Annotated in this window: 23 protein-coding genes; 9 read left to right on the forward strand and 14 right to left on the reverse strand. The window is 44.8% G+C overall.

Annotated elements, in window-relative coordinates; translation table 11 throughout:
- Positions 1 to 174 precede the first annotated feature (174 nt).
- Positions 175 to 540: a YgzB family protein gene (locus BC8716_RS21615; RefSeq protein WP_094428993.1), complete on the forward strand. Its 366-nt coding sequence runs from the start codon at positions 175 to 177 to the stop codon at positions 538 to 540.
- A 70-nt stretch (positions 541 to 610) separates the two neighbouring features.
- Here BC8716_RS21615 and perR read toward each other — a convergent pair whose 3' ends face one another.
- From perR to bcp, 4 genes are all read right to left on the reverse strand, one after another.
- On the reverse strand, positions 611 to 1,042 hold the full coding sequence (gene perR, locus BC8716_RS21620) for a peroxide-responsive transcriptional repressor PerR (protein ID WP_011246173.1): 432 nt from the start codon (positions 1,040 to 1,042) through the stop codon (positions 611 to 613).
- Positions 1,043 to 1,250: 208 nt separating this feature from the next.
- On the reverse strand, positions 1,251 to 1,547 hold the full coding sequence (locus BC8716_RS21625) for a cyclic-di-AMP receptor (protein WP_011246172.1): 297 nt from the start codon (positions 1,545 to 1,547) through the stop codon (positions 1,251 to 1,253).
- Between the two features lie 17 nt (positions 1,548 to 1,564).
- Positions 1,565 to 2,527, reverse strand: a complete 963-nt coding sequence (locus tag BC8716_RS21630; protein WP_157730515.1) for an NAD(P)-dependent oxidoreductase — start codon at positions 2,525 to 2,527, stop codon at positions 1,565 to 1,567.
- Positions 2,520 to 2,990: a thioredoxin-dependent thiol peroxidase gene (bcp, locus tag BC8716_RS21635; RefSeq protein ID WP_094428997.1), complete on the reverse strand. Its 471-nt coding sequence runs from the start codon at positions 2,988 to 2,990 to the stop codon at positions 2,520 to 2,522. Before bcp ends, BC8716_RS21630 begins: the two co-directional genes overlap by 8 nt.
- Positions 2,991 to 3,157: 167 nt before the next feature.
- On the opposite strand from bcp, the gene BC8716_RS21640 reads away from it, so the two are divergent.
- The gene (locus BC8716_RS21640; RefSeq protein WP_094428999.1) at positions 3,158 to 4,462 is read left to right on the forward strand and encodes a glutamate-1-semialdehyde 2,1-aminomutase; all 1,305 of its coding nucleotides are present in this window, start codon (positions 3,158 to 3,160) and stop codon (positions 4,460 to 4,462) included.
- A 90-nt stretch (positions 4,463 to 4,552) separates the two neighbouring features.
- Positions 4,553 to 5,617, forward strand: a complete 1,065-nt coding sequence (locus BC8716_RS21645; protein WP_094429001.1) for an aromatic acid exporter family protein — start codon at positions 4,553 to 4,555, stop codon at positions 5,615 to 5,617.
- A gap of 153 nt (positions 5,618 to 5,770) precedes the next feature.
- Here the strand turns inward: BC8716_RS21645 and BC8716_RS21650 are convergent, their stop codons facing one another.
- From BC8716_RS21650 to fabL, 4 genes are all read right to left on the reverse strand, one after another.
- Positions 5,771 to 7,519: an ABC transporter ATP-binding protein gene (locus BC8716_RS21650; RefSeq protein ID WP_094429003.1), complete on the reverse strand. Its 1,749-nt coding sequence runs from the start codon at positions 7,517 to 7,519 to the stop codon at positions 5,771 to 5,773.
- Positions 7,520 to 7,565: 46 nt separating this feature from the next.
- Positions 7,566 to 8,093, reverse strand: a complete 528-nt coding sequence (gene ntdP, locus BC8716_RS21655) for a nucleoside tri-diphosphate phosphatase (protein WP_011246166.1) — start codon at positions 8,091 to 8,093, stop codon at positions 7,566 to 7,568.
- A gap of 213 nt (positions 8,094 to 8,306) precedes the next feature.
- Complete coding sequence (locus BC8716_RS21660; protein ID WP_062749953.1) at positions 8,307 to 8,459, reverse strand: gamma-type small acid-soluble spore protein; 153 nt, start codon at positions 8,457 to 8,459, stop codon at positions 8,307 to 8,309.
- 67 nt (positions 8,460 to 8,526) lie between these two features.
- Positions 8,527 to 9,276: an enoyl-[acyl-carrier-protein] reductase FabL gene (fabL, locus tag BC8716_RS21665; RefSeq protein ID WP_011246164.1), complete on the reverse strand. Its 750-nt coding sequence runs from the start codon at positions 9,274 to 9,276 to the stop codon at positions 8,527 to 8,529.
- A 105-nt stretch (positions 9,277 to 9,381) separates the two neighbouring features.
- Here fabL and yfhS point away from each other — a divergent pair, with 105 nt between their 5' ends.
- Together yfhS and BC8716_RS21675 are read left to right on the forward strand one after the other, a co-directional pair.
- Positions 9,382 to 9,582, forward strand: a complete 201-nt coding sequence (yfhS, locus tag BC8716_RS21670; protein ID WP_094429005.1) for a mother cell protein YfhS — start codon at positions 9,382 to 9,384, stop codon at positions 9,580 to 9,582.
- A gap of 15 nt (positions 9,583 to 9,597) precedes the next feature.
- Positions 9,598 to 9,948 (forward strand): hypothetical protein, encoded by a 351-nt coding sequence (locus BC8716_RS21675; RefSeq protein ID WP_094429007.1) that lies wholly within the window; start codon positions 9,598 to 9,600, stop codon positions 9,946 to 9,948.
- A 34-nt stretch (positions 9,949 to 9,982) separates the two neighbouring features.
- Here BC8716_RS21675 and BC8716_RS21680 read toward each other — a convergent pair whose 3' ends face one another.
- The gene (locus tag BC8716_RS21680; RefSeq protein WP_094429009.1) at positions 9,983 to 10,732 is read right to left on the reverse strand and encodes an SDR family NAD(P)-dependent oxidoreductase; all 750 of its coding nucleotides are present in this window, start codon (positions 10,730 to 10,732) and stop codon (positions 9,983 to 9,985) included.
- Positions 10,729 to 11,811: an A/G-specific adenine glycosylase gene (gene mutY, locus BC8716_RS21685; RefSeq protein ID WP_094429011.1), complete on the reverse strand. Its 1,083-nt coding sequence runs from the start codon at positions 11,809 to 11,811 to the stop codon at positions 10,729 to 10,731. The genes BC8716_RS21680 and mutY overlap by 4 nt, the downstream gene beginning before the upstream one ends.
- Before the next feature lie 173 nt (positions 11,812 to 11,984).
- Here mutY and BC8716_RS21690 point away from each other — a divergent pair, with 173 nt between their 5' ends.
- The 3 genes from BC8716_RS21690 (at position 11,985) to BC8716_RS21700 (ending at position 13,410) form a co-directional block, all read left to right on the forward strand.
- Positions 11,985 to 12,965 carry a metal-dependent hydrolase gene (locus BC8716_RS21690; protein ID WP_094429013.1) on the forward strand — a complete coding sequence of 327 codons (981 nt, stop codon included), beginning with the start codon at positions 11,985 to 11,987 and terminating at the stop codon, positions 12,963 to 12,965.
- Positions 12,966 to 13,077: 112 nt separating this feature from the next.
- Complete coding sequence (gene sspK, locus BC8716_RS21695; RefSeq protein ID WP_011246158.1) at positions 13,078 to 13,233, forward strand: small, acid-soluble spore protein K; 156 nt, start codon at positions 13,078 to 13,080, stop codon at positions 13,231 to 13,233.
- 18 nt (positions 13,234 to 13,251) lie between these two features.
- On the forward strand, positions 13,252 to 13,410 hold the full coding sequence (locus tag BC8716_RS21700; RefSeq protein WP_011246157.1) for a YpzG family protein: 159 nt from the start codon (positions 13,252 to 13,254) through the stop codon (positions 13,408 to 13,410).
- Between the two features lie 38 nt (positions 13,411 to 13,448).
- Here BC8716_RS21700 and BC8716_RS21705 read toward each other — a convergent pair whose 3' ends face one another.
- A complete protein-coding gene (locus BC8716_RS21705) occupies positions 13,449 to 13,769 on the reverse strand; it encodes a YfhH family protein (protein WP_062749960.1) in 321 nt (106 codons plus the stop codon).
- Positions 13,769 to 14,590 (reverse strand): recombination regulator RecX, encoded by an 822-nt coding sequence (gene recX, locus BC8716_RS21710; protein ID WP_157730516.1) that lies wholly within the window; start codon positions 14,588 to 14,590, stop codon positions 13,769 to 13,771. The genes BC8716_RS21705 and recX overlap by 1 nt, the downstream gene beginning before the upstream one ends.
- A 101-nt stretch (positions 14,591 to 14,691) precedes the next feature.
- Between recX and BC8716_RS21715 the strand changes: the two genes are divergently transcribed.
- A complete protein-coding gene (locus tag BC8716_RS21715) occupies positions 14,692 to 15,594 on the forward strand; it encodes a TIGR01777 family oxidoreductase (RefSeq protein ID WP_094429017.1) in 903 nt (300 codons plus the stop codon).
- Positions 15,595 to 15,626: 32 nt separating this feature from the next.
- Here BC8716_RS21715 and BC8716_RS21720 read toward each other — a convergent pair whose 3' ends face one another.
- Together BC8716_RS21720 and BC8716_RS21725 are read right to left on the reverse strand one after the other, a co-directional pair.
- Entirely contained in the window at positions 15,627 to 15,923 is a 297-nt protein-coding gene (locus BC8716_RS21720; protein ID WP_062749963.1) for a hypothetical protein, read from the reverse strand.
- 121 nt (positions 15,924 to 16,044) lie between these two features.
- On the reverse strand, positions 16,045 to 17,082 hold the full coding sequence (locus BC8716_RS21725) for a S66 family peptidase (RefSeq protein WP_094429019.1): 1,038 nt from the start codon (positions 17,080 to 17,082) through the stop codon (positions 16,045 to 16,047).
- Between the last annotated feature and the right edge of the window lie 2 nt (positions 17,083 to 17,084).

Raw genomic sequence — 17,084 nt, forward strand, 5'->3', positions numbered from 1 at the left:
ATATATCACGGCTATAAAAATCGGTCAACACTTTTTTTCGTTTTTTTTTTGGAAATGATCTCCTTCTGTTTATAGAAGCGCTTTAACGGAATCGGTTAACCTATGTTATACTATACTCGATTCGATTTATTGAATGTAAGTTGCTATTTCAGATAAACACCAGGAGGGCAAGCAATGAAGCTAAAGTATACAAACAAAATCAACAAAATACGCACATTCGCACTAAGCTTAGTGTTTGTCGGGATCCTCATTATGTACGTCGGCATCTTCTTTAAAGAGCATCCAGTCATTATGGTCATCGCTATGATACTCGGTTTTCTAGCCGTTATCGCTAGTACAGTTGTCTATTTTTTTATTGGCCTTCTTTCGACGCGAGCGGTTCCTGTCATATGCCCGTCATGCGAAAAGCAAACAAAAGTACTCGGCCGTGTCGATGCGTGCATGCATTGCGATCAGCCACTAACGATGGACCGTTCACTTGAAGGGAAGGAATTTGACGAAGCTTACAATTCTCGTGCTTCCAAAAAGTCACAAACATAATAAAGGTACGGAAAGGAAAAGAGGAAAGAGCGCTGGCTATTTCCTCTTTTTTCTTTCCTATCAGGTGCCCTTAACGCGCTTTTTTGCAATCTGGGCATACGCCGTAAATTTCCATGCGATGATTGTCAACTTCAAAACCTGTCACATGCTCTGCAAGGGTTTCCACTTCATCTAGTCCAGGATAATGGAAGTCAACAATTTTACCGCATTGCGTGCAAATGACATGGTAATGGTTGCTTGTCACGCAATCAAAACGGCTTGAAGCGTCGCCATACGATAACTCTTTTACAATGCCAACTTCCTTAAAAACACGCAGATTGTTATATACAGTCGCTACGCTCATATTCGGGAAGCGCCCTTCTAATGCTTTATAAATTTCATCCGCTGTAGGGTGTGTCATTGATTCATACAAAAACTCCAAAATCGCGTGGCGCTGCGGTGTCATACGCACTCGTGTGCTTTTAAGCGCATCAATTGCTTCCGATAAGCCTCGATTAGCCATACTATGCGCCTCTCTTTCGGAAAACTATTCTTTCTTTATATTAATTATAAGTTGTAACTTGGCTTTAAGCAAGAGCAGGCAAAAATTTGCTGTTTAGATGCAAAAGAACCACCCTATATGGGCGGTTCTCAGACTAGAGGCAAACATCAAGCATCTGCTCATTCTATTCAGATTGCACTCTTCGCCTGACAAGCGTTTTCGGTCGTGTTCATGTTTGCACGAACAACGGCGTTGCGTTTGCAGCTGGAACTAGAAAAGAGGTGTAACGATGTGTCTTTTTATCTTTTCGCTGCCGCTTTGATTCTACATTTAAGCATGCATTTTTTAGAGCAGCTTGAAGCTGTTCCAAGTCCGATTCATGAACGCCAAACAAAAACGTGGTGCTTCCCTTTCTTAAAAAGCCGCCTGAACTAGAAAGTTCGGTCATCCGATACCCTTGTTTGCGCAAATCTTTTTCCACATCATCAGCGTAAAAATCATCAATAATGCATACTAACAGCTTCATCGTTATGATCCCTCCCTTTAGTATCCTTTTTCAAAACAAACAACATTTTTAAGGTCCTCGTTGTTTATAAAGGCTTTTAAGTTTTCCATAAAAATAACAAGAGCCCTTTTCATGTAATGGGATGTTGCTGCCGAAACATGAGGGGTCATCGTCACTGCTTCATCGTCCCACAAAGGTGAATCAATGGGGAGCGGCTCTTCTGCAAAAACATCCAGATAAGCGTGTTCGATTTGTTTTAATTTTAATGCATCAAGTAAATCCGTTTCAACTACCGATTTCCCTCTACCCAAATTAATAAATACCGTGCGCCCCTTAAGTTGCTTAAACGCCTCTTTATTCAAAATACCATGCGTCTGTTCTGTATAAGGAAGAATGTTGATCAGAACATCTGCCTTCCTTAATGCTTTATGCCACTCTTCCATGGAAAACGTCTGCTCAAAATGTTTTTGCGGACGGCCGTCTGTATTAACGCCGATTGTTTGCATGCCAAACACGCTTGCCCGTTCAGCTGTTTTTGAAGCGATGGCGCCTGTGCCAAGAAAAACGGCTGTCATCCCTGTAAGTTCTTTCGGCTTGATGCTTTTATCCCATTGTTTGTTTTGTTGCAACGCCCGATAGCGAGTAGCGTTTTTTACGTAATCAAGCATCGCCCAAATGGCGTGTTCGGACATCGGCTCAGCATGAATGCCTCTGCTATTGGTCACCAACACGCCTCTATCATGCAAAAGGCGAAGAGGCAACCCTTCAATGCCAGCAGACATGACATGAATCCACTTAAGCGAAGGCGCTTTGCTCACAAGCGATTCCGTAATATCGTCGCCAAACGTAACTAGAACATCCGCCGTTTTTAAAATTTGATCGCTAGGAACACCTTTCTTATCAGGAAAATAAAAGGACGTATTTTCAAAAGAGTGTTTAAGTAGCTCCTGCCTTTCTTCTGTTTGTTTCATAAAGAAAACAACCGATGCTTTCTCACCCATCATTTTGTTCCTTAACAAAAGCGAGTACGTCATCAACATGGTTTTTCACTTTTACATTGCGCCATTCTTTGAGAACCGTAAAGTCTTTGCCAATTACAAACGTAGAGCGAACAATGCCCATGTACTCCTTGCCAAAGTTCTTTTTAAGCTGCCAAACTCCGTACGCTTTTGCAGCCTCCAAATCTTCATCTGCTACAAGCGGAAAAGGCAGACCATGTTTTTCTGCAAATTTGTCATGTTTGTCTGCCGGATCGGGGCTTACACCTAGTACGATCGCTCCCTCTTTTTTAAAGGCTTCAGTTTGGTCGCGAAAATCACACGCTTCCGTCGTGCAGCCAGGGGTCATATCTTTCGGGTAAAAATAAAGGACGATGTAAGAGCCTTTGTAATCAGACAAACGAATCGTCTTTCCGCCATTTGCTGGCAGTTCAAAATCAGGTGCTTTTTCTCCTTGTCGTACCATTCTATTACGCTCCTTTTCGATCAGTTACTCTCTCTTAAAAGATTAGCGGAATTGGCGAAATTCTTCAATGAAGAGATTTTTCTGTTGGCACATGCCCTTTTCTCTGACTTGCTATAGGACATATGCTATGATAAGCGGGAGAAGTTTATTAGCAGATGGAGGTCCTTATGAATCGCAAAACATCAGAATCCCTTTACCAGGAAGCTCAACATGTAATTGTAGGTGGTGTAAATAGCCCTTCTAGAGCCTACAAAGGAGTGGGCGGCGGCACGCCTGTTTTCATGGAAAGGGGAGAAGGTGCCTATTTTTATGATGTTGACGGCAACCGCTATATTGATTATTTAGCGGCATACGGCCCCATTATCACCGGTCACGCCCATCCAGTCATTACAAAAGCTATACAAGACCAGGCCGCCAAAGGCGTTCTTTTCGGCACGCCAACTCGGCTTGAAAATGAATTTGCACAGGAACTAACAAATGCCATTCCATCCCTTGAAAAAGTACGCTTTGTAAATTCGGGAACTGAAGCGGTCATGACGACGATTCGCGTCGCAAGAGCGTATACAGGCAAAGAAAAAATCATTAAGTTTGCTGGATGCTACCATGGCCATTCTGATCTCGTTCTCGTAGCTGCTGGATCAGGCCCTTCTACACTCGGCACTCCAGACTCAGCTGGCGTTACAGCTGCAACGGCAAGTGAAGTCATTACCGTTCCCTTTAATGACATCGCGGCATTTAAAGAAGCGCTAGCCCATTGGGGAAGCGAAACAGCCGCTGTCCTTGTTGAACCAATCGTTGGCAATTTTGGCATTGTCGAACCTGAGCCAGGCTTTTTAGAAGCTGTTAATGACCTTGCTCATAGCGCCGGCGCTCTCGTGATCTATGATGAAGTCATTACGGCTTTCCGCTTTATGTATGGAGGCGCTCAAGACTACTTGAATGTGAAGCCAGATATGACCGCTCTAGGAAAAATTATTGGCGGCGGATTGCCAATTGGCGCATACGGCGGACGGATGGATATTATGGAGCAAGTCGCTCCACTTGGACCCGCCTACCAAGCTGGGACAATGGCCGGAAACCCTGCATCCATGAGCGCAGGGATTGCTTGCCTCGAAGTCTTGCGAACAGAAGGCGTATACGAGAAACTCGATGAACTTGGGGCACGCCTTGAAGAAGGCCTTTATTTAGCGGCCGCAAAAGCGAATGTTCCGATTTCAATTAACCGGTTAAAAGGAGCGCTAACCGTTTATTTCACAGATGAGCCCGTCATTGATTATGAAGGAGCCAAACGTTCTAACGGCGATCAATTTAGCGTCTTTTTCAAAGCGATGTTAAATGAAGGAATTCACTTGGCACCTTCCAAATACGAAGCTTGGTTTTTAACGATTGCCCATACAAAAAATGACATTGATGAAACAATTGAAGCTGCGTACCGTTCATTTAAAACAGTCGCTGCGCATTTCTATAGCTGATACGCGCATGAAACAGCCGCGACTCAAATATACTAGAAAAGCCCAGAACGGAACGCCATGTTTTTAAACTGAGAAAGGACAATGCGATACATGAGACTAGGAGCTCGTATCTTGAAAACGGGGCTTGCAGTCGTACTTGCCCTTTATCTGGCCAATTGGCTCCAATTTAATCCACCGACATTTGCAGCGATTGCTGCCGCTTTCGCGATTCAGCCTTCGCTGTTTCGGACATTGCGGACTTTCAGCCACCAAGTGCAAGCCAATTTGATTGGCGCTATTATTGGTGTCCTCTTTGTGATGACATTTGGGCATGCGCCTTTCGTAGTTGGTGTTGTAGTAATGCTTTCCATTGCGATCTTTATTAAATTAAAATTGGAGCCAGCTATTATTCCAACAGCGATTGTGACTGTGATCATCATCATGGAAAGCCCGTCCGATAATTTCCTAGAATTTGCAGCACAAAGGTTTATCCTTGTTTTGATAGGCATCCTTGCCGCTTTTCTTGTGAATTTAGCTTTTATACCGCCACGGTATGAGAACAAAGTTTATGACAAACTGTCTTCCACGACAGACAGCTTGCTCGAGTGGCTAGAACTTGTCGCTCGCCGTGAGGCTGACTCGATTGCTTTGCGTGAAGACATGAAAGCGCAAAAAAACCATTTGGATAAAACAAATGACTTGTTTAATTTGTTCAGGGAAGAACGCAATTATTTTCGCTCGAAAACATTTAACCAACGCCGGAAAGTCGTCGTGTTTAGGCAAATGATTTCTACTAGCGAAAAAGCATACCGTGTCTTGGAAATGCTTGAGCATCGCTCTGAAGACTTTAGCAATCTCCCTGACCGTGTGAAAGGCAGAATCGAAGAGCAAATTACATCGTTGACCGATTACCACCGCCGCATTATTTTGCGTTACAACGGGAAGGTTAGCATCAATGCCCCCGAAGATTATGTGAACGAAATTGAAGAAGGGCAATCGACAATGACGAATCTGTTTGTCACCCTTTACGAAGAAGAAGCGTTTGACTTGGCGCAATGGCACTCTTTCCTGCCGGCAATTTCAGCCATTATTGAATACCAGCAGGAGTTGGAGCATCTTGACACGCTTGTCGAAAACCACCAAATCCACACAACTGAAGACGATGCAACTACGTAAAAAACCGCCTAAAAGGCGGTTTTTCAGACTGTAGAAAAACGCTCGCATACTTCGTCGTTTGCCTCGGTCATATGCTCATGAACCCACGTTCTATTCGCATCTTCCCTCGCCTGCACTCCTCGTCTGACAAGCGTTTTCTATCAGCCTGATCCTTTACGCTTCCAATTCTTGGACGCTGTATAGTTTGTAATAGGAACCTTGCTTTTCCATTAATTCTTTATGAGTGCCTTGTTCGACTACTTTTCCGTCGTCTATAACCACAATCGTATCGGCATTCGTAATGGTTGACAAACGATGTGCAACGATAAACGTTGTCCGGTCTCGGGCCAGCTTTTCTAGTGCTTCTTGGATAAAATGTTCGCTTTCCAAATCGAGCGCTGACGTTGCTTCGTCAAAAATGAGCACAGGTGGATTTTTTAAAAATACGCGGGCAATGGCAATGCGCTGCTTTTGCCCTCCAGATAGTTTGACTCCCCGTTCGCCAACTTCGGTATCATAGCCATTTTCCAGCTTGCAAATAAATTCATGGGCGTTGGCTGCTTTTGCTGCCTGAATGACTTCTTCATCTGTTGCATCAGGCTTTCCAATTTTAATGTTCGATTTCACGCTGTCGCTAAACAGGATATTATCTTGCAGAACCATGCCAATATTGTCGCGCAAACTTCTCACGACGAGGTCACGAATGTCTTTGCCGTCAATCAGAATCCGGCCTTTTGTAACATCGTAAAACCTCGGTATCAGGCTGACGAGCGTGCTTTTCCCTCCACCGCTCATGCCAACAAGGGCAACCGTCTGCCCTGCTGGAATGTTTAAATGGATATCTTGCAGTGCCGGTGCCGCTTCATTGTCGTAGGAAAATGTCACATGTTCAAATGTTACAGCTCCTTTGACATCAGTCAACACGTCTGCTCCTTCTTTGTCTGTAATATCATATTTCTCATCAATAAACTCAAAAACGCGGTCCATCGAAGCAATGGACTGTGTTAACGTTGTCGATGAATTGACAAGACGCCGTAACGGACCGTATAGCCGTTCCATATAAAGGACAAAAGCGCTCATTGCCCCGAGCTCTAAGCTGCCATTTAGCACAAACAGCGCCGATACAAACAAAACAAGGAGAGGGGCGATGTCCGTCACGGTATTGACGACGGCAAACGTTTTTGCGTTCCAAGCCGTATGATCAAGCGCTTTCGCTAAAAAGCGTTGGTTGCGAACAGCAAATTGTTTTTGTTCATAGTCTTCATTGGCAAAACTGCGGATGACATTCATCCCTTGGACGCGCTCATGCAAATGGCCTTGTACATCCGCAAGTGCTTGTGAACGAGTTCGCGTCAACTTCCGCAAACGCTGGTAAAAATATTTAATCGAAAACCCGTAAAACGGAAACATCGAAATAGCAACAAGTGTCAACCATACGTTTAATTGGAGCATGATCGCAATCGCGATTAAAATCGTCGCCAAATCAAGCCATATGTTCATAAGGCCAGTGATCACAAAGTTCTTCGTTTGCTCGACGTCGTGGATGACCCGGGAAATCACTTCCCCTACTTTGCGGTTTGAGTAAAAGCGCAAACTCAGCTTTTGAATATGCGTGAACAAGTGGTCACGAATATCGTATAGGACTTTGTTGCCGATCCATTGGGCAAAATACTGCCTATAGTATTCAATTGGCGGCCGCAAGACGATAAACAAAAACGCCATGCCGCCAATAATCCAATAAAGTTGTGAAGATTGTTCAGCGGTAGACAACTCTTCATTGAGAAGAACATCGTCAATAATGTACATCATCGCAAGCGGGAATAACAGCGGGATGCCAAATTTCAGCAACCCAATTAAAATCGTTCCAATAATTTCTTTGCGGTATGGTTTTACAAACACCAAATACCTTTTGATTGTCTTCAAGTAAACCCCTTCTTTTTCTATAAAGAAAGCCTGAAAGCTCAGGCTCTTAGCGGTATTGCAAATACCGTTCGTACCAGTTTTCCACAAATTGAGGCGCAAATGGCCCTTTCCTCTGGTGGATCCACGATATAAGCTCGTCTACACTTTTTCGTAATATAACATCAAGTTCTGGCGGATACTTCATGAGCTTGCTATGCAGTTCGTATTCATCTTCATCGAGCAGCTTCATCGTCATATCCGGATACACTTTAATGTCCAAGTCATAATCAATATACTTCAACGCTTCTTCATCCCACGTAAAAGGCGTTCCAAGATTGCAGTAGTAATAAATGCCGTCAGCGCGAAGCATGCAAATCATGTTGAACCATTGCTCGGCATCAAAATAACAAATCGCTGGTTCACGCGTCCGCCAATTTCTTCCGTCCGCTTCCCTGACAATGATACGGTCATTTCCTGCTACTACGACTTTAGACGTTCCTTTCAACACAATCGTATCTTCCCAAATGCGGTGAAGCTTCCCATTATGCTTGTAGCTGTGTATCTGGATAGTGCTGCCTTCCTTAGGAAAGCTCATAGCGGGCTCCTTTCTCTCAATTTCCACACACGCAGACTCTTCTGCTATCCTTCACAATTTGAATGTACATCCTCTATTATACAAGGTTCAAGTCGTATTTAAAACGTTAAGGCTCGCAACGGCGAAAGTAGCTTGATTTTGACAAAAAAAGACACCCCTTAACCTAGTTGGCAAAGGGTGTCTTTTTGCGCCAAAGCGCTCGCGTTTCACAAATTATTGTTGGTTCTTTTTAGCTGCTGATTGAGCGTTTTGTTGTTTTACTTCTTGTACGTCTGTTTCGCTCGCAAATTCAGCATTAAGTCCTTGTTCAGAAGCTTGGTTTTGCTTCCTTACTTGGTTTTTGTTTGTTTTTGATGCTTTGTCCATGGTTTATCACCTCCACGCTATATACTTTTCCCGTGGAGTTTTTTTCTATGCAAAAAAAAATAAAACGTTATGCCAGCAAGGAAATACCGCCATCCACGATAATCGTTTGGCCGCGAATCATACTTGCTTCATCTGACAATAAAAACATGGCCGCTTTAGCAAGGTCCTTTGGTTCTACGATCCGTCCTGCAGGGGTACGCTCTGCTGCGTCCTTTAGCAATTCATCCCGGTTTGGAAAGTGTGTCAATGCATCTGTGTCCACTGCTCCACCTGAGACAGCATTGACGGCAATTCCTTTTGGCGCCAGTTCAACAGCCAAGTAGCGCGTTAATGATTCTACAGCCGCCTTAGACACGCCAACGGTCGTATAATTTTCCAAATAACGGATGGCCCCTAATGAACTTAAGCTGACAATTTTGCCGCCTCCGGTTTTTTCCATTCTTTTTGCCGCTTCTTGAGCACAAAATAGCAGAGCTTTGGCGTTAATGTCCATCGTCCAATCCCAATGGCTTTCTTCAAGCTCCATCAGCGGCCGCAACACACCAGAAGCAGCGTTGTTTACGAACACATCAAGACGCCCGAAAGTGTCGTCAATTTGTTCAAACATCGCTTTAATTTTTTCCTGCTTGCCGACATTGGCTTTTACAACAAGCACGTCAACGCCAAGTGCGCGAATTTCCGCTGCCGTTGCTTCTGCATTCGAGCGGCTTCGTGCGTAATTGATTACGAGGTTATATCCTTCTTTTGCCAGAGAAATCGCGATCTCTTTTCCGATTCCACGGCTGCTTCCTGTCACTAATGCCACTTTCTTTTCCATGTGTACACGCTCCTTGCTAAGTCAGTACGATTTATCCATTATAACGCATAGGGGGGCGCTCGAACAGCCAAACTACACGAAAGCACAGGAAAGGAGCATTTTAGTGTGTATGACGGCAGGGATTTAACCGAGTTAGAAGGCATTTCGCCACACATGTGGACAGACGAAGAACTTGCTTTTTTCCATCACGGAATGCAACAGCTTAGTGCCTACTTGAATATCCAAGGCAATTCGCGCCACAAACAAATTTTAAAAGAAATTGAACGTCGCGGTGGCTTGCAAAAGGTAGACCAAACCTTTTCTTAATAGGGAGGTAATAAAATGGATAAACAATTGTATTACGTTAATTTAAACCCGATTAGTATGGACACAATTAGCAACGTACGTGTAAATGACGGCCAATTAATCGAATACGAAATCGCCGCCACTGAAGAAGAGAAAAAACAGTTTGAAGACTTGCTCAGGCAAGTCAATAAACACGATGTCGAGCTCGGCAACCTTTTTTCGTTTAGGCATTTTGACGACCGTGCCGGCGATGCCGATAAAAATGAATTTCAAGTTGGCATGAACGATGTATACGAACGCCTATACCAACTTGGCACAGAAGAAACAAAAGCAAAAATAAAAGAAATTAACTTGCTGAATGAAGATGACACCGAGCCAGGCATCTAAAAAAGCACACCGCCGAGACTGCGGTGTGCTTGTCCTATATATTCGATTTTGACTGGCCACCGTCTACAACAAGTGTAGCTCCAGTTACCCAGCTCGCTTTTTCTGATCCTAAAAACACGACGACATCCGCTACTTCTTCTGGAGTTCCAAACCGACCGGCTGGAATTTCACGATTCACAAATTCGGTAATCCCCTCTGGATCTGCATCAAGGCGTTTTTGCCAATTTCCAGTCGGATGAAGAATCGAGCCTGGGGCTATACTGTTGACGCGAATGCCTTGTTTTGCCGTCTCGTCAGCAAGAGCCTTTGTGAAACTAATTAGCGCCGCTTTTGCGCTATTATAAGTCGCTTTCCCACCTGACTCACGGCCAAATATTGATGAAATATTGATAATCGTTCCTTTCTCTGCCGATTTCATCGCTGGCAGTGCAAGCTTTGAGAAATGGACAGCAGAAAAATAATTAAGCTCGAACGCTTCATAAAACAAATCGATGTCCGTTTCGGAAATTGTTCCGCCATTGCTGCCGCCTGCATTGTTGACCAATATGTCAATCGGTCCGATCGCTGCTGACGCCTCGGCAAACATTCGCTCACGTTCAGCCGCTTTGGTCACATCGCCGCTAATCGTATGAATTCCTGCTTTTAGCCCCTCTATGCCATCTGTCACCCTTGCGCAAACAGCAACGTTGGCTCCTTCTGCAGCAAAAGCGTTGGCAATTGCTTTGCCAATTCCTTTTGTTCCTCCTGTTACGAATACGCGCTTTCCCGTTAAGCCCAAATTCATAGCAATCCCTCCTTCAAACAATGATTCAACAATTTTTGCTGTGAAACCGGAAAGGCATACTGCTCTAATTCTTCCACTTTTATGATTCGGCAATTCGCCGGTAGTTCACCATTTCGATTCGCCATGCCTACGTACAACTCAATTTCCCAAATTAAATGGCTAAATACATGTTTGACTTGAAAATTAGCAGCACTAGGCTCCGCTTCTATATGGTATTTTTCAGCAAGTTTTTGTTGGCGCTTCCCTTGATCAAACCGCCCTTCAAGCACAGGAAGCTGCCATAAGCCAGCTAGTAGCCCCTTGTCTGGACGCTTTTCAATCAGCAGCTCGCCCTTTTCCGTTTTTAATAAAAACGATTCAAGCTCGATCGATTTTGCTTTTTTCTTTTTCATTTTTATCGGCAGTCGCTCTTGTTGTCCTCGTTCATAGGCGCGGCATTGCGTTCGCACGGGGCAAAGCAGGCAGCCTGGCGAAGTCGGTGTACACACAAGAGCGCCTAGTTCCATTAATCCTTGGTTAAAGCTTGATGGATCGCTCTTGTCAATCAGTTCATATAAAATCGCTTCATGCTTTTTTCTCGTTTGCGGTTTGCCAATATCGTCTTCCATGCAAAAAACGCGTGACAATACACGCATAACATTGCCGTCAACGGCAGGCTCTGCTTTTGCATAAGCAATGCTTAAAATCGCACCGGCGGTATAAGGGCCGACTCCTTTTAATTGTTCGATTTCTTTGCGCGTATCAGGCACGACGCTGCCATATTGTTCCACGACTTCCCTCACGGCGGACTGCAAATTGCGGACACGGGAATAATAGCCGAGCCCTTCCCATACTTTCAATATCTCTTCCTCTTCAGCGTAAGCAAGGTCTTCCATCTCAGGAAATTTACGCATGAATTGTTCATAGTAAGGAATAACTGTATCAACTCTTGTTTGTTGCAGCATAATTTCCGACACCCATATATGGTAGGGATCGCTTGATTTACGCCAAGGCAATTCCCGTTTATGAGCCTGATACCACTCGATTAGCTGGCGCCTAAAATCGCTGTATGATATGTTTTCATTGTATGTTTCTGTCACTCTTCTCACCTGATGTCCCTTTGACTTGACCTGAAAAGCAAATGCCTTCATGATGAAGAGACGCTTATTTTCCACTAACGTCGGGTATAACTATAGCATAAATTACTTTTAGGTACAGCCGCCAATTACGAAATTGTGCATGATTGGTCGCAAAAGGAGGATGCTCTCTTCGTATGGATACATCCACTCATATTGTAATGGGGGCTGGACTGGCTGGACTGGCGACACTTGATGCCCATATTGCTTCATCGCCTTACATGATGACAGCCGTCCTAGCCACCACACTGGTTGCCTCCAATGCGCCAGATTTCGATACCGTTTTAAAATTAAAAAACAATGCAGAATACATCCGCCATCATCGCGGCGTGACACATTCCATTCCGGCACTATTGCTTTGGCCTTTCATTATCTCTGGCGGAATGATGCTCTTCTTTCAAGATGCCCATTGGCCGACGATTCTTCTGTGGGCAGCAATTTCTGTATTTTTACATGTGTTTGTTGATATTTTCAATGCCTATGGCACACAGGCGCTCTGGCCATTTTCGAATCGCTGGATCGCACTTGGTGTCATGAATATTTTTGACCCAGTCGTCTTTGGCGCCCATGTTGTCGGGATTTTATTATGGGCATTGGGCTTTCCCCCAGGTCCATCCTTTGTCGTTATCTATGTAGGATTGGTTTTATACTATGTATGGCGGATTAGTGAGAAGAGAGATGTTGTCAAGCAGGCAAGGCAACACCATCCAAATGCTACCCATATCTTTGTATCGCCGACAATTCGCTGGAACAAATGGCATCTTGTTATTCGGACACCTGATATGCTTTATGTAGCCCAATCAAAAAATAAAAAGATCACTTTCTTTGAACGTTATGCCTTTGACCCGATTCCAACTGATCCTGTCATGCAAGCAGCGTGCTCAGACAAAAATCTTGCTGCTTTCCTGTCTTTTTCGCCAACATATCGCTGGGAACTGGAGGCGACAACTGACGGCGGCTATGAAGTTCGTTTTTTCGATTTGCGCTATCGCAGTAAAGGCCATTACCCATTCGTAGCCATTGTGCAGCTCGATGCCGATCTAAACATTGTCACCTCATACACTGGGTGGGTTTACAGCGAAGAAGCACTGCAAAAAAAATTGAAAATCATTACGTAATTGGCTATCGCCCTTACACGATGGCAATAAAACTGGTTAGGTTTGCCACCGATAGCGCCTCGCCATCCCGGACATACTACAGTTAAGCCGATATGGCGAGGGGGTTTCACCGATGCGAAACAAAGCTAAAGGTTTCCCAAACCCGATTTCGTTCAACGGGAATAAAGCGAATAATGCCGATGAGCACGCGTCTAAGCGTCCCGACGGTACAACGCGCGACCGCCCGCAAGAACGAATGAGATCGTCCAACCACTTTAACTCGCTTTAATTTTGGGAGGAATGCCTCATGGGAAAGGAAAACTCGCGTTTCTCACACAGTTTGTATACTGATCCGTTCATGTCACCGCGTGCCAATGCAAAGCACGCTTTCCACCAAGTGAATGGCGAAACCCAACAAAGCCAACACAATATTGTGCTTGAAGCGCAAATGCGCAAACGCACGTAACGTGCGAAAAACGGGTCTCCGGAAACGGAGACCCGTTTTTAATTGGCTGTTTTTTTATCGCCTAACAATGAGATCGGCACCCCGACTAACTCCCGCTCACCGGCGCGGTAGCCCCAAGCGAAGCGTCCATTTAAATAGGAGACTTCAAAAAAAGACTCCCCATCAGTCATATGATAAACTTGTCCTGGCTCAATTTCCGCCGGGTCCATTAAATACGCTTGCGCAAGTGTTTTCCGGCGTTCATAGACGGCGTATTCATTACTATTTCCTAGCTGCTCCGCTTTTTTTGCTTTTTCGTTTAACATCGCGATTTCCAGCTTTAATTCGTATTCGTCCATGTCGCTAAATCGTTTTTCCATTACGTCTCTTCCCCCTCCATTTCAGTATGTAAAAAACGGTCAATCTTCGAAAGCGCGAACCCTTTCCGGTAAAGCGCCTGTTTTAATTTATAAGTCAGTTCCCGTCCATTATATTTTTTTACATATGATTTTAAGAGCTTCTCCCCTTGGTACACAAGCGCCTCCCACTCATTGTCCTCGTCAGCTTCTCGGTTTGCAAGCGCGACCTGAATTGCCTCATATTCAAACCCCTTAGCCAACAATTGCTGCGTTCGTTTCTGCTTTAATTGCTCATTTGATTCGCGCCGATTGACAGCACGCCTTTCCTGTTTATCTAACCATGCTGTTAACACGTCGATTTGCCACTTTATTTGATACGGCGAAAGCGCCTTCGCGATTGCCTCGGCGTCTACACCCTTTTGCAAGAGTTGTTGCCTTATTTTATTAGGGCCGATCACCGTTTGTGCTGTTTTCGAACGGGCAAACGCTTCGGCAAAGGCGCGGTCGTCAATGAGCTTTTCCGCTTTTAGGGAGGCAATCGTTTTTTCAATATGCTCGTCCAGACGGTCCTTTTCTTTTAAGTAATTGCGTATTTCCTTTTCTGTACGCATGCGATACGATAAATAATGAAGTGCAAGATGATGCGTTTTTTTTAGTTCGTCTGCTTCAATGAGCGCCTTGATCTCATTTTCGTCCAGTTCCAGTCCTTTTCTCAAGCCATATTTCACTAAGATGGCTTCGTCAACACTAAACGCGAACCGTTCTGCTCCTGGCTTGCCGATAAAAACGTTGTAGCGCTGTTTTGCTTTTTTTTGGACGGTGATTTTGGAAATCGTCGCCACGTAGGCGCGCCTCCCTTCTTTGTAGTCAATATGTGTGAATAACAGCATAAGCGGGTATCGTGTAGAACGAGTGACATCCAAAACGAAAAAGGGGATATGCTATGAAAATCGCTATAGCCGGTGGTACAGGGTTTATTGGCTCTAAACTTGCCAACCGCCTTTATGATGAAGGTCATGATATTTACATTTTAACGCGGAACGCCAAAAATAAGCAAAACAAAAAACGCCTGACATTCGTGGAGTGGCTGAATCCAGCGACCTCGCCACTCGAGCAACTTGAGGGCACAGACGCATTTGTCAATCTTGCTGGCGAGCCGCTAATGGGCAGGTGGACAAAAAGCAAAAAAGCTCAGATTGTCGCTAGCAGGCTTGAGGCTACGAACGAAGTAGTGGCGCTCATCAGCAAGATGGCTCAAAAACCGAGCGTGCTAATTCAAGCTTCTGCTATCGGCTATTATGGCCATTCAGACTCCATTACATTTACGGAAGCAGACGGACCAGTTAACAACAACTTTTTAACTGAAGTAGCGAGAAAATGGGAAAATGCCGCTGTTCAAGCTGAAGCCCATGGGGTCCGCACCGTGTTAACCCGGATTGGCATTGTTCTTGATAAACGGGAAGGCGCATTAGCCAAAATGATCATTCCATACAAACTTTATGCAGGCGGCAAAGTCGGCTCTGGCAGGCAATGGATGTCATGGATCCACATTGATGATGCCGTCGGTTTAATGGCTTTTGCGATCCAAACGAAATCGATAAAAGGCCCGCTCAATGTAACAGCGCCCCATCCAGTGCGCATGCAACACCTCAACCGTTCAGTCGCTAACGTTTTAGAAAGACCTTACTGGCTACCAGCTCCCGCTTTCGCCATTAAAATTGCCCTCGGGGAAATGAGCACATTGGTGCTAGATGGCGCATATGCTTACCCAAAAAAGGCGGTCATGCATGACTACCCTTTTATGTATACCAATATTGACGCTGCGCTCAAACAAGTGCTAACGTAAAAAAGCTTAGGTGTCTGTGAACCTAAGCTTTTTTAATGGACGAGCACTTGTTCAAAATAAATGTTTTTTTCATCAATTCCGATCTTGCGCAAAAACTCTTCAGCTTCTTTCAACGTATCAAGCGGGTATTGCGTCTCGCAAAGCAGGGTGGCTCTGCGCAGGCTTTCCTGAAATTGCTTATTCAACGCCAAATCCCGCTTTACATTATACATAGCATTTAATACGCGCTCATCCCGTTCAAAACTGACGAACCCTTCTGTTTGGTTAAAATAGACAATAAGTGGCACATGCGTATGTGGATGAATGATGTGCGTTTTGTATAAGTTCAAGCGTGAAGCCCCCTTTGTTGGTGCACAGGCCACCTTTCTTCTTTATCGTATGGAAAACAAGCGCTTGCGGTCAACTATGAACGCCTAGTTTTACGTTTTTTTTAGCCGTAGCTTTTTAGTGCTACCGTACTCCCTGCTCCAAAATCGCAAACGTCCCATTGCTTGCATTGATTTCCGCAAGTGCCCCATATGGCAGCAAACATTTCGGCTCGTTATGGCCGAAACTAGCATTGTATAGGACAGGCAGTTGTCCGCAATTAAATTCAGCTAGCACTTTTTTTATTACTTGTTTGTATTCCTCATATAAGTGGCCATTTTGGGGTTTGGCAAACAGAATGCCGTTTATCCGTTCTAAAATCCCACATACCCCGTATTGGCGAAGCCCGTCTTCAAGCAGCCACTCAGGAGCGTGTACTTCAGACGTTTCTAGAAACAAAATTGCTCCATCAAATTGCGAATGCGCTGGAAACAACGGCGTTCCTTTTAAAAATTCAAGCACTTCAAAACAACCGCCGATTAATCGCCCTTGCACGACTCCCTCCCCTTGTACAACTTCATAATCACAGTTAGGCCTGTATGTACGCCGCTTCTCTTTATTAGCAACCGCCCATTCAAGCCATTCTCCTGTCCATTCGGGAGCAACTGGGATACGGCCAACTGGGGTGCTAGAGAACAACACCGTTTCAATCCATTTAACTGTGTAAGGGTGCATCCCACCATTCTCTGCAAAGTCATTGAGCACAGAAACGCCATAAAAGCTAGAAAGCCCGGCTTTCAGGCAAATAAGATGGGCAACTGTGCTATCCGAATAGCCTGTAAAGATTTTCGGGTTTGCGCGAATCAGTTCAAAATCGATGTAAGGGAGCATACGAATGCTATCATTGCCGCCAATGCAGGAAATAATCGCTTTAATGGATGGCTCAGCAAAAGCGGCCATGAAATCTGCCGCTCGCTTTTCTGGATGGCGATATACTTCGTCAGGAGGGCTTAACGTATGGGGCATCTCTACCACCTCAAGACCGAACACTTCTTCAATCCGCCGCTTCCCTTGTTCATAACGCCAACGAATCTCCTTGTCTCCAGCTCCTCCCCAACTAAGGCTCACAGTTGCGACTTTATCCCCTTTTTGCAGTCTAGCAGGCTGTAAAAGTTTAAGCACGC

Origin of the sequence: Shouchella clausii, from assembly GCF_002250115.1 — a bacterium.
GTDB classification, from domain to species: Bacteria; Bacillota; Bacilli; order Bacillales; family Bacillaceae_D; genus Shouchella; species Shouchella clausii.